Origin of the sequence: Vreelandella aquamarina (assembly GCF_044805175.1) — a bacterium.
GTDB classification, from domain to species: domain Bacteria; phylum Pseudomonadota; class Gammaproteobacteria; order Pseudomonadales; family Halomonadaceae; genus Vreelandella; species Vreelandella aquamarina_B.
Genome location: NZ_CP085232.1, coordinates 1,607,987 through 1,620,149, shown reverse-complemented (window position 1 = coordinate 1,620,149; position 12,163 = coordinate 1,607,987). Strand labels below are relative to the sequence as shown.

Genomic DNA, 12,163 nt, shown 5'->3' with positions numbered 1-12,163 from the left:
GCTACACCAAATCTCCACGGGTACACACCGAAAGTACGACAGCATCCTCTTGGCTGGTGGATACCAGGGCATGGCCCATATCACTATCAAAGTAGATGCTGTCGCCTTCTGTCAGCGTTAACGGCGCGTAGAACTCCGTGTAAAGCAGGATATCGCCGTGGAGAACCATCAAAAACTCTTCACCATCGTGACGCACCCACTGGTGATACTCTTCAAAAGTGCGTGCTCGCACGATGGTTTTAAACGGAATCATGCGCTTTTGCGCAAGCTGGTGGCCAAGCAGCTCATGCTCATAGGTGGGGGTAGGGTGCAGCTGCCCTTTACCCTTGCGCGTTAAATCCCGTCGCCCCATGGTATAGCGCTCGCGTTTAGGAGGGGTGAAGAGCTGGGGAAGATCAATATCGAGGCCGCTAATTAACTTCTGCACCACGCTAAACGTCGGAGAGACCTGGTCATTCTCAATTTTGGAGAGCGTGGAGCGGGCAATGCCGGTGCGTTGGCTCACGTCTTCCAGCGTCCACTGGTTGGCGAGGCGGATCTGCTTGAGCCGTTCGCCCAAGCGGAGAGGCTCTACAAAAGGTTTTCGCCCTGATGCGATACGCAGCGCTGCATGCTCTTCAGAAGTCGCGGTCATAAAAGTCACGTGGGAAGGAAAGCAACATATAAAAGCTAAAGGCGCATAATACCACAGCTGCCCACGCACTGGTGGGCAATAGCTAAGGGGTATCGGTAAAAGGCAGGCCTAATAGTGCTTTTAGATGAGCTTCGGCGCCACTCGCAAGCGACTGAGGGTTATAACCACCTTCCAATACGGAAACAACCCGGTTCTCGGCATAGAGTGCCGCTATCTCCATGGCGAGATGGGTGATCCAGTAAAAATCTTCATCTTCTAAGCAGATATCGCCTATAGGGTCGTCTTTATGCGCGTCAAATCCCGCTGAGAGCATCACTAGATCGGGTTTAAAAGCGTGCAGCGCCGGTAGCCACTGGCGCTCGATAACGCGCCGATACTCCTGGCTTGCCGTGCCGACCTCCAGCGGTGTATTTACGACGTTTTGCCACTCGCTGCGTAAATAACGCCAAGGGTAGAAAGGGTATTGAAAGCTGGTACAAATCAGCACTTCCGGGTCGTTCTTAAAAATATCGATAGTGCCGTTGCACTGGTGAACATCAAAATCGAGGATTGCAATCCGCTTGGCGCCGTATTTAGCCTTCGCATGGGCAGCCCCAACGGCAATATTGTTATAGAAGCAAAAGCCCATCGCATCTGCTGCTTCGGCATGGTGGCCAGGTGGGCGAACGGCGCAAAAGACGTTATCCGCCTGGCGTTTGAATACCTGGTCGACGCCGCGAACCACCGCACCTGCAGCGACACGAGCGGCTTTTAAGCTATCAGGGTTCATCATTGTGTCGCTATCCAGCGTGACAATACCCTCTTTGGGAACGCATTTCTCCAAGGCATGAAGGTGCCTAATCGGATGCACTCTTGCCAATACGTCTTCGTCAGCCTCTTTCGCATCGGCTTGCATGGTTTGTTGCAGTAGCCCAGACAGTGAGAGGCGTGCACGAATCGCCTCAAGGCGCAGCGGGCTTTCGGGGTGTTCTGGCCCCATGTGGTGCAATGCGCAGTCTGGATGGGTAAGGTAGGCAGTAATCATGCAAGCGCTCCGATAACGATAAAGCTACCTTAATCGCCTCGGGGGCTTGCGCGACAGTGTCAATAAGTCGTACACAGTAGACATTCATTTCCGGGGAGGCGCTTTCGTGAGCACACGCTTTTTGCATCATTTCTTCGAACCTCGCTCCATTGCAGTGTTCGGTGCCTCTGAAAAGCCCGAATCGCTAGGTGGGTTGGTGCTGGGTAATCTGCAAGAGGGCAATTTCAAGGGGAAGCTTTGGGCCGTTAACCTGAAGGGGTACGACACCGTGTTTGGTGTTAGCTGCGTGCGGAGTGTTGACGAGCTGCCTGAGGTGCCTGATCTTGCTGTGGTGTGTTCACCCATTGATGGTGTCCCCAAGCTCATTAAGAAACTCGGTAAGTTTGGCGTCAAAGCTGCCTTGGTACTCTCTGGCGGAGCCTACTTGGATCGAGACGAAGGTAATAAAGGCTCTATCCGGCAGCGTATACTTCAATCTGCCCGTGAGTCGGGTATACGGGTGCTTGGCCCTGAGTGTATGGGGCTCATTGTTCCAGGCAAAAAACTGAATGCTTCCTACGCTAGCCAACCGGTGAAGGCGGGCAGGGTTGCCTACCTAGGCCAATCGGGAATGCTCGCCAATGCCATGATTGATTGGGCAGCAGGCCGCGATGTCGGCTTTTCCCATTTGATTACCGTGGGTGATAGCGTCGATGTTCTGCTGCCTGACTTAATCGACTATGTGAACCAGTTTTCCCCTGCCCAGGCAATCTTATTGCACCTGGAGCGGGTAACAGACGCCCAGCACTTTATGACCTCCGTGCGGGATGCATCCCGCAACCGCTTGGTGGTCGCGATTAAAAGCGGTCGCACGCCGCAGTCGGACATTTCCGGCATGCCCCCCACGCCCGGCATAGCCAACCGCGATGTGGTGTTTGACGCCGCCTTTGCCCGTGCCGGTGTTGTGCGGGTCAATGACTCCGATGAGATGCTGGATGCCCTGGAAACACTGTCACGCATGAAGCCTCTACGCGGTGATCGTCTAGCGATTGTCTCCAATGGTTTGGGCCCTGCCATGCTTGCCATTGATAAGCTGATCAGTACGGGTGGAAAGCTGGCTGAGTTCAGCCAAGAAACCCAGGCGGCACTGCATAAAAGCCAGGTAGATATGAGTAAGCCGGGTGAAAATCCCGTGGATTTAGGAGGTAACGCCACGCCGGAGCGCTTTGTGGAAGCGCTGCAAATAGTCACCGCTGATCCTAATGTGGATGCCGTACTAATTGTTCATGCGCCGACCCGATTAGCCCCCTCCGTAGCAACGGCACAAGCGCTGATCGATCAACGTAAAACCTTTAAGCGCAACTTACTGACCAGTTGGATGGGGCTAAAAGAAGCCCTTAATGCTCGTCATGTATGTAATTTGGCGGGGATTCCCACCTATACGTCGCCTGAAAAAGCGGTGAAGGCCTTTATGCATATGGTGGATTACCAGCGTGTTCAGGCGCTGCTCCATGAAATTCCACCCAGCCTACCGTTTTCCACCAGCCCCGAAATCCGCGCAGAGTGCCGGGCGCTGATCAAACAGGCAAAAGAGCAGGGTAGGCAAACGCTCACCCACTCCGAAACTGCCCAGGTACTGGAAGCCTACGGTATACCTACTGCCACCAGCGCCTATATCCATTCGCCGGAAGAAGCCTTAGTGGTAGCAGAGCGTTTTCCTGGCCCGAAGGCATTAAAAGTCATTCACGAAGGTAACTGCCGGCCTTACCGTTACCGCAAGCATCCGCATAAAATATCTGCTGGCCTGCTGCAGGATCTCGAAACCCCAGAGCAGGTAGCTGAGGGCGTGCGCCAGCTAGGCGATAAGGTGCGCGAAAAATTCCCCGAACACGCTATACGTGAATACTGCTTACAGCCCATGCAGCGCGGCAAGCACTCGATGCAGATTTGTGCGGGCATTACGCGGGACCCTGTGTTCGGGCCGCTTATTGTCTTTGGTATCGGCGGCTATAAGGTCAATGTACTTGCTGACCGCCAAGTTGCGCTGCCGCCGCTTAATATGAGCCTTGCCTCGGATGTGGTTGGGCGAACCCACGCGGCATCGCTAATTAGAGAGCATTCCGCCGATCCCGAACGGGATATCCAGCGCCTTTGCCAACTGTTGGTAAAGCTATCCCAGATGGCATCTGATTTAACGGACCTACGCGGCTTAGAGCTAAACCCGCTACTGCTCAATCGGGACGGTATGCTGGCAGTCGATTTTGCGATGGATTTAGGGCACCCTGCGCGCTTTGCGATCATGCCGTATCCGGAAGAGTTAAGGGAGTGGGTAACGCTGAAGAACGGCTGGCAGGTAGAAGTGCGGCCGATTCGTGCCGAGGACGCGCCGCTCATTACTACGTTCCACCGACAACTATCGGAAGAGAGTATCCGTTTCCGGTATTTCCACAACAAATCAAACCTGACCCAGCGGGATCTTTCGATACTGTCGCATATCAACTATGACCGGCAAATGGCCTTTATTGCCGAGCACCAGCACGATGATGGCAGCAAGGAGATGTTGGGCGTTGTGAGGGTTTGGAACGATCCCGACAATATCCGCACCGAGTTTTCCATTATCATCCGCGATGACTTGCAGGGGCTCGGCATTGGCAGCCTGCTGATGAAGAAGATGATCGACTACTGCACCAGTATCGGTACGCTAGAAATGATCGGCAAAATCATGGTGGATAACCACCCCATGCGGGCGTTAATGAAGCACCTTGGTTTCCGCTGCCGATATAATATGGAAGAGCAGGTGATTGATGCAGTCCTGCGGCTTAACGAGCCTGATAGTGAATGGCAGCGCCATCGTTTAGAAAGCTTGCCGGATTAAATATTCAGATTACCAAGGCCTGCTGTTATCCAGCAGGCCGTTCTGAGTGGGATATCGCGTTAAATTGTAGCGCTGAAAGCTAGGGAGCCAAACGGAAGCGGCTCCACTCACCACCGTCGCGGCGCTCATAGCGCAATCGGTCGTGTAACCGGCTAGGCTGCCCCTGCCAAAACTCAATCATCTCAGGGTTAACGCGGTAGCCACCCCAATGAATAGGGCGCGGAATATCCTGACCTTCATACGCCTGTTCAAAACGCTTTTGGCGCTCTTCAATCCAGTTGCGATCAGGAATAACAACGCTCTGGGTTGCGATCCATGCGCCTAACTGGCTGCCCCGTGGGCGGCTGGCGAAGTACTCATCCGACTCTTCGGCGGATACTTGCTCCACTGTACCTTCAATGCGCACCTGGCGTGAGAGCGAAGGCCACCAGAACGTCAGCGCCGCAAAAGGAACGTTGTTCAATTCGCTACCTTTATGGCTGTGGTAATTGGTAAAAAATACCATACCTTGCTCATCAAATCCTTTGAGCAAGACCACCCGAGCATGAGGCCGACCTTGGTTATCCACTGTCGCTAAGGTCATGGCATTACCATCTTTCCCCTCTTTCTCCAGCGCTAAGCTGAACCACTCATCGAAAAGAACAAATGGATCGTCCGTCGTTTGCGCTTCATCTAGGCGGCCGCCTTCATAGTCACGCCTAATATCGGCAATATTACGAGTCATTGTGATTCTCCCTTGTGATGCCATGTTGAGTGTTGTGGTCCATGTTCGCCGGTCTACCGATAAAGCTCAAGTGTTGTTCGGCCTGTTGATTCAAACGGTAGCTGTACATTTTGCAACGTTGGCAGATGCATTGAATCGTTCTATGAGAAAAACGCAATAAATGAGAAACTCTACCAATATGCCAATAGAGGATAGCTTGATGCAGAGTCGCACTACACGCATAGCCGTATGGGATAAGTTAATTCGTTTGTTTCATTGGTCCCTGTTGGCAGCGGTGGTGATCTCGTTTTACACCACTAAAACCACGGGCGAACCGTTTTTATTTCCTATTGAAGTCCATGCCCAGTCAGGCTACATCATCATCGGTTTACTGGTATTTCGCTTTATTTGGGGGTTGGTAGGTACTACTTATGCGCGTTTCAGTACCTTTTTGTACGGTCCTAAAGCCACCGCCAGCTATGCTAAGGCGTTGATAACGCGACGCGCCCCGCACTATGCAAGCCACAACCCACTAGGCGGGTGGATGGTGCTGTTATTGCTGGTGTCACTCAGTTTTCAAGCTGTTAGCGGACTATTTCTCAGCGATGATATTTTCTTCCAGGCACCGCTCTACGGGCTACTAGGAGGGGAGGTTAGCGATGTGCTTGCCCGTCTGCATTCGCTGAATAGTGATTTACTACTGATTCTGATTGGCCTACATCTCGCAGGGTTGATTTGGCATACCTTGTTAGGCGAGCGCTTAGTGCCCGCAATGCTGACGGGCGTGAAGCAATTTTCAGGTGCACCCGTGGATGGACAGCCTGCCGTTCAGCGTGGTCATCGACGTTATGCAGTCGGCGCGTTGCTGGTGGCGGCAGGCGTGAGTGGTTGGCTGTGGTTTTATTAGCCAAACCTAACCGTTAAGGCGCTGTTGCCGGCTGCGAAAGCGGGCATAGCACATACAACCGGTAAACAGCGCCAACGACACCAGGGCTTCAAGCACGCCGCGCATACCTTGCCCCGGCAGCGTGGCTAACATAACACCCTGGGTGAAATAGAGCAGGCTGACAAATGCTAGCCACGCATGGCCACGAGCGCGCTGGCCAATAATCGAGGGTAGGAACAACACCAGCGGAAGCACAAACGCGACCACCGGACGCCAATTAAATGCGTCGTCTTGTATAAAAAAACCGCGGTAAATTACCAGTAACAGCAGTAATACAAAGCTGACGATTACCAACTGTCTTGCCTGTTTGGTGAGCTTGTCTAACCCGTGACGCTCCTCAATCCCTTCAAGCCACTGCCTCATTGTGCTTCCTCCTGGCGCATTTTATGCAGCGCTAATGCTAACTTAGCCAGCCGTTTCCCTTGCGCTTTGCATAGTGCCCGCTCGTGTTCATCTACCGGACGGTCGCTGCGTGGGCCGGCTACATGGCTAGCACCGTATGGTGTACCACCGTGCTGGGTGCTTAGCAGTTCGGTTTCGCTATAGGGAATGCCTGCATACACCATGCCGTGGTGAAGTAGCGGCACCAGCATCGTCAATAATGTACTCTCCTGGCCGCCATGTAGGCTGGACGTGGAGGTAAAAGCACAGGCGGGTTTATCAATTAACGCGCCGTTCATCCAGAGACTGCTGGTAGTATCGAGAAAATATTTCAGCGGCGCGGCCATATTGCCAAAGCGGGTCGGGCTACCCAGGGCAAGGGCGCTGCAGTGACGTAAATCGTCCAGGTCAGCATAGATGGCTCCCTCTTCGGGGATCTCTGGATCAACCGCTTCACAGGTTGGCGAAACCGGGGGCACGGTACGTAGGCGCGCCTCGATACCGGGAATGCTCTCAACGCCAGCAGCTAGTTGGCGTGCCATGTCTGCGGTGGCTCCGGAACGGGAGTAGTACAGAATTAATACATACGGCGTGGCTTCACTCATGGCGTATCCTAAAGAGTCGAGATAGCGGCCGCGGCTTGGGCGCGGTCACGGAAAACTAGAGGTATGTTACCAGAGCTACCCGATGGGCAGGAGGGGCGATGTCGAGTTGGCTAATTTCCGGCAATCGTACGTATACCCAGGCAGACGTGCCGTCCGCAAGCCGCTGTTCGATGCGTTCATAGCGAACGCCAAGCCGCTCATAGCGGTCCAATCGTGCCAGCTCTTTTGGCGTCACTGTGAGCAGTAGGCCATCGACATGGCTGCCTGTAGCGGAAGAAAGGTCCAACCCATGTCGCTCAACCCCATTGAGACGGGCAGGCCTGGGGGAGCCGGAGGAACCCATCACGATCCAACGAACGGGTAGGTAGCGCAGCGTGCCGTAGACAAAGACCCGGTGTGTGCGCTGTTCAATATCAGGCAGGTGCTCAGGCCGATCATAGAACCAAGGGCTAAGCATGGTCAGCCATAACCAAATTGCTAAACCAAGAAGGCAGCCAAGCAGAGAGAGTAGCGCGCCAATCACTAATCGCTTGAACCAAACCATGCTGATTTCCTAGTGTAAGTGTGAACTAGAGCGGGAATGGATGTGTGAGTGGGATTGCGTAGCGTGAAGAACCGTCCCCTATAAGGCAAGTCTTAAGCAGTGTCCATGATTTTGCTACGATGAGCGTCGTTGTCTAGGCATTACACCTAATCGGAGGAGCCTGTTATGAGCCAGTCACTTCGTGATGAGATGGATTTCCGCGCGTTAGTGGGCGATGTGAAGCCACTCCCCAAGCGTAATCGCGCAGATACAGGCCCCCAGCGTCAACGGCCCTCGGAAGCCCAGCTGGCCAGACGCGAGAGCGCTGCAGAGCCACTTGATGAGCGTAATTTCTTATCCGATGATTTCGTTGACCTGCTTCCTCCCTTCGATCCTATTGAGTTTCGTCGTGAGGGGATTCAGCAAGGAGTGGTCGACAAATTAAAGCACGGTGGTTACAGCGTGCAGGCGCAGCTGCACTTACTACGGCGTCCGTTGGCAGAGTGCCGCCGAATGCTGTTTCCCTTCATCCAGGAAGCCTATGCCCATGATTTGCGTTCGGTATTGATTGTTCACGGCCGAGGACGCGAGTTGGATAGCCCCGCCAACGTGCTGCGCTCCTATCTCGCCAAGTGGCTTACGCAGTTTGACGAAGTGCAGGCCTACGTATCCGCCCAGCCCTCTGAGGGTGGGTTAGGAGCCACCTGGGTGATGCTGCGTAAGAGTGATCGCGCCAAAGCCAATAACCGCGAGCGGCAGCAGAAGCGACGCGGATAGCGTAAAAAAACCGACAAAGGCCTGCCTTTGTCGGTTTTTGTTTATCGCGCGAAAGCCGTGTTAGCGGTTAGCGGCTAAACGACGCTCGAACAGAGCTTGACGCTCTTCAACGTCGGTCTGATAGCGAACGCTGAAAGCCTTAAGGGCGCGAATGGCATCTTCAGGGTCCTGGTCGTTTCGCAACGCCATGGTAGAGAAGCCGCAGCGGCGCATGTAATCCAGCTGGTCTACCAACACATCGCCAACAGCACGTATTTCACCCGTATAGCCATAACGCTCACGCAGCAGGCGGGCGATGGTATAGCCCCGACCGTCGGTAAAGGCCGGAAAATCAATCGCGATCGCAGGCGAGGCTTTAAGCGCGCTGCCTAGCTCGGCGGTAAGTTCCGTATCGCTGGCCAGCAGCGGGGCAAGCTCGGCGTCATCCTGGTTGGCCTGCCAGAGTGCTAGCGGCACAAAAGCAGGGCGCTGTTCCGGCAGCACTTCGCCATCGTAAGAGACGCACCAGGCGTTTTCAGCGGCTAGCTCACCGTTTTCGATTAAGTGGTCTACATGCACCGGCGCCTGTTCGGCGGCGTCGGTTTGAGTGTCATGACTGGGCATAAACACGCTCCTTAAAGGGTTTTAAGCCAATACGGCGATACGTATCCAGGAAGCGCTCATCTTCGTGACGCTCGGCCACATAGACTTCCAACACTTTTTCGATCACGCCCGGCACATCTTCACGGTAGAAGGAGGGGCCTAGGATTTTGCCTAGGGATGCATCGTCCGTGGAGTTACCACCAATTGATACTTGGTAGTACTCCTCGCCTTTTTTATCGACACCCAGAATACCGATATGACCAACGTGATGGTGACCACAGGCGTTCATGCAGCCTGAGATGTTTAAGTCCAGCGGGCCAAGGTCATAGAGGAAGTCTAAGTCTTCAAAACGCTCCTGAAGCGCCTGGGCAATCGGGATGGAAACCGCATTTGCCAACCCGCAGTAGTCACCACCAGGGCAGCAAATAATATCGTTCAGCGTGCCCACGGTAGGGTTTGCCATACCTAGCGCATCCAGCTCTTTCCAGAGCGCTTCCAGCTCATCTACTGGTACATCCGACAGCACCAAGTTCTGCTCGTGGGTGACACGCACTTCACCGAAGCTGTAGCGGTCAGCCAGGTCGGCGACGGCTTCCATTTGGTCAGCGGTGACGTCCCCTGGTGCGTGCTCACGGCGCTTCAGCGATAGGGTGACGGCTTTATAGCCAAACACCTTATGGTCAGTCACGTTGTTGGTCACAAAACGGGAGAAGCTGCGGTTCTCGCTGCGTAGTTTGTCAAACGCTTTCACGGCACTTTCCGGTACCGGACGGCGCTCAGGCTCGGGGAAATGGGCTTTCGCCGCGTCCAGCGCTGCCTGATTCAGCGTCTGCGGGCCATCTTTCAAATGTGCCCACTCTTCGTCCACACGGCGGCGGAACTCTTCAATTCCCAGCGCTTTCACCAAAATCTTGATACGCGCTTTGAATTTATTGTCCCGACGGCCAAACTGGTTATAAACCCGTACACAGGCTTCAAGATACGTCAGCAAGTGCTGCCAGGGCAGGTCTTCACGTACGACATCGCCAATCATCGGTGTACGGCCCAGGCCGCCGCCGGCCAGTACCTTAACGCGAAGCTCGCCTTCCTCGTTGCGCCACAGGCGCAGGCCGATATCGTGAACCTGAATCGCTGCGCGATCTTGTGCGGCACCGCTGACGGCGATTTTGAACTTACGCGGCAGATAGGCAAATTCAGGGTGCAGTGTGGACCATTGACGAATCAGCTCGCACCAGGGGCGCGGGTCTTCCACTTCGTCGTTGGCGATACCGGCGAACTGGTCGCTGGTAGTGTTACGGATACAGTTGCCGCTGGTTTGAATCGCGTGCATCTGTACTTTGGCAAGCTCGGCCAAAATATCCGGCACATCTTCCAGGGCCGGCCAGTTCAGCTGGAGGTTTTGGCGGGTAGTGAAGTGGCCGTAGCCGCGGTCATAGCGGCGGGTAATCGCTGCCAGCGCGCGTAGCTGATGGCCGGCCAGCATACCGTAGGGGATCGCAATACGCAGCATAGGCGCATGCTTTTGAATATACAGGCCGTTTTGCAGCCGCAGCGGGCGAAACTCTTCTTCTCCCAAACGTCCGGCCTGGTAGCGTTCCATCTGATCGCGGAACTGAGCTACGCGCTCGTCAACCAGCGTTTGGTCGTGAATATCATAACGGTACATGTGGCACGATCCTGCTAAAAGCGAAATGGTCACGTCGAGACGGACGGTAATGTGCCGCCACCTTAACGCGGGCGTCATATTCTACAAAAGAATATATAATTATCTTTTTATCGTTAAATGCTATTTAGGTGCGTCTATTTGAAGCCATGGGCTAGCCAACGGCGTCGCTGCCATACCCATAAGAAGCTGCTGGAGTTCAACAGCCGATAAAAGAGTTGTATTAACCATACTCCGACGAGGCCGTAGCCCAGCCCGACACCCACCCACCAAGCGAGCGGCAAAAAGAGTAGCCACTGCATACCAAGAGTCAGCAGCATCACGGTGCGCTGTGCGCCAGCGCCCATTAACGCTTGCGCCAGCACCAGCGCAGCGGCATCAAGCACGATCATCAAACCGGTGATTTGCAGGGGTAGTCTCCCCAGCTGAACCAGCGCCTCATCGGTAAAGAAGATGCTTAAAATCGGCTCAGGCATGAGTAGCATCGGTAGTGCTAAAACAGTCAGTAGCATACCGGCAACGCTTAACGCGTCAATGCCCCAGCGGTGGGCCGCTTGCTGGTCGTCGCGGCCCAGCGCTTCGCCTACCAAGCTCATGGCGGCCATGCCCACCCCAACACCCGGCAGAATCAGCAGCAGCGACAAATTCACTAATACATGCCCCACTGCCACGCTAGATGTGCCCATCTTACCCAGCAGCCAAAACAGCACGACGTAGCCTGCGGCAAACCAGAGCTGTTGGAGCGAGTGGGGAAAGGCGAGTTGCAGCGTAGTTTTCAGGCTCTGCACGGAAGGGGTGATACCCAGGGCACGGCTGGTTTGCCGTAGGGTGAGTACGATCCAGATCATCAGTCCCAAGAGCAGGGATAGGGTAGTGCCTATGGCCGCGCCGTTGACCCCTAACGCGGGCAGGCCAGCCATGCCGTAAATCAGCGCCGCGCTTAAGGCGACGTTGACAATATGGACAACGACAATGATGCGCAGGTAAAGGTGCGTGTGCTGCCGCCCGTTCCAGTAACCACGTAAGCAGAGGGTGAGCGCAATGATGGTGAGGGCAATCACCCGCCAGCGGAAGTAATCAATAGCGATCAGTGATACTTCATCAGACGATGATATCAGCCTTACTAGTGCGGGCGCTTGCCACCAAGCCAGGCAGGATAGCGGTAAGCCCACGGCGAAGCCGATCGCCAACCCCGCCTGCAGCGGTTGAGCGATGGAGGCATTACCCGCCCCCAGCGCATGAGCCGTTTGCGACTGCACGCTGGAGGAGAGACCAAAGACCAGCGCCGTCATCATAAACATGGCATAACCGCCGATGCCTACGCCCGCCAGTGCCTCCTGGCCTAGATGGCCGATTAGCGCAGCATCGATCAGGTTGAGCACGCTCTGCGAGAGCATGCCCAACATAATAGGGAGGGCCAAACGCATGACCTTTCCCTGGCGGTGAACCACTGGCGACATTCGTTAGAACA

Annotated in this window: 12 protein-coding genes; 3 read left to right on the top strand and 9 right to left on the bottom strand. The window is 54.7% G+C overall.

Annotation, left to right across the window (positions count from 1 at the left end; genetic code table 11):
- Position 1 precedes the first annotated feature (1 nt).
- A complete protein-coding gene (locus tag LG300_RS07610) occupies positions 2-634 on the bottom strand; it encodes a helix-turn-helix domain-containing protein (RefSeq protein ID WP_404377785.1) in 633 nt (210 codons plus the stop codon).
- 82 nt (positions 635-716) lie between these two features.
- On the bottom strand, positions 717-1,658 hold the full coding sequence (locus tag LG300_RS07605) for a histone deacetylase family protein (protein WP_404377784.1): 942 nt from the start codon (positions 1,656-1,658) through the stop codon (positions 717-719).
- Positions 1,659-1,764: 106 nt separating this feature from the next.
- Between LG300_RS07605 and LG300_RS07600 the strand changes: the two genes are divergently transcribed.
- On the top strand, positions 1,765-4,512 hold the full coding sequence (locus tag LG300_RS07600; RefSeq protein ID WP_404377783.1) for a GNAT family N-acetyltransferase: 2,748 nt from the start codon (positions 1,765-1,767) through the stop codon (positions 4,510-4,512).
- Between the two features lie 79 nt (positions 4,513-4,591).
- On the opposite strand, the gene pdxH is transcribed toward LG300_RS07600, so the two are convergent.
- The gene (gene pdxH / locus LG300_RS07595) at positions 4,592-5,236 is read right to left on the bottom strand and encodes a pyridoxamine 5'-phosphate oxidase (protein ID WP_404377782.1); all 645 of its coding nucleotides are present in this window, start codon (positions 5,234-5,236) and stop codon (positions 4,592-4,594) included.
- A gap of 199 nt (positions 5,237-5,435) precedes the next feature.
- Between pdxH and LG300_RS07590 the strand changes: the two genes are divergently transcribed.
- The gene (locus LG300_RS07590) at positions 5,436-6,122 is read left to right on the top strand and encodes a cytochrome b/b6 domain-containing protein (RefSeq protein ID WP_404377781.1); all 687 of its coding nucleotides are present in this window, start codon (positions 5,436-5,438) and stop codon (positions 6,120-6,122) included.
- Positions 6,123-6,128: 6 nt separating this feature from the next.
- Here LG300_RS07590 and LG300_RS07585 read toward each other — a convergent pair whose 3' ends face one another.
- Genes LG300_RS07585 through LG300_RS07575 form a run of 3 tightly spaced genes read right to left on the bottom strand, consistent with a single transcriptional unit; the run spans position 6,129 to position 7,691 of the window.
- Complete coding sequence (locus tag LG300_RS07585; protein WP_404377780.1) at positions 6,129-6,524, bottom strand: DUF2069 domain-containing protein; 396 nt, start codon at positions 6,522-6,524, stop codon at positions 6,129-6,131.
- A complete protein-coding gene (gene wrbA, locus LG300_RS07580; protein ID WP_404377779.1) occupies positions 6,521-7,147 on the bottom strand; it encodes an NAD(P)H:quinone oxidoreductase in 627 nt (208 codons plus the stop codon). Before wrbA ends, LG300_RS07585 begins: the two co-directional genes overlap by 4 nt.
- Positions 7,148-7,202: 55 nt before the next feature.
- Entirely contained in the window at positions 7,203-7,691 is a 489-nt protein-coding gene (locus tag LG300_RS07575) for a gamma-glutamylcyclotransferase family protein (RefSeq protein ID WP_404377778.1), read from the bottom strand.
- A 165-nt stretch (positions 7,692-7,856) separates the two neighbouring features.
- Here LG300_RS07575 and smrA point away from each other — a divergent pair, with 165 nt between their 5' ends.
- Positions 7,857-8,447, top strand: coding sequence for a DNA endonuclease SmrA (gene smrA, locus LG300_RS07570; RefSeq protein ID WP_404377777.1), 591 nt, complete (start codon positions 7,857-7,859; stop codon positions 8,445-8,447).
- A 60-nt stretch (positions 8,448-8,507) separates the two neighbouring features.
- Here smrA and LG300_RS07565 read toward each other — a convergent pair whose 3' ends face one another.
- From LG300_RS07565 to LG300_RS07555, 3 genes are all read right to left on the bottom strand, one after another.
- Complete coding sequence (locus LG300_RS07565) at positions 8,508-9,050, bottom strand: DUF934 domain-containing protein (protein WP_404377776.1); 543 nt, start codon at positions 9,048-9,050, stop codon at positions 8,508-8,510.
- On the bottom strand, positions 9,037-10,695 hold the full coding sequence (locus LG300_RS07560; protein ID WP_404377775.1) for a nitrite/sulfite reductase: 1,659 nt from the start codon (positions 10,693-10,695) through the stop codon (positions 9,037-9,039). Before LG300_RS07560 ends, LG300_RS07565 begins: the two co-directional genes overlap by 14 nt.
- 134 nt (positions 10,696-10,829) lie before the next feature.
- Positions 10,830-12,152, bottom strand: a complete 1,323-nt coding sequence (locus LG300_RS07555; protein WP_404377774.1) for an MATE family efflux transporter — start codon at positions 12,150-12,152, stop codon at positions 10,830-10,832.
- Positions 12,153-12,163 lie beyond the last annotated feature (11 nt).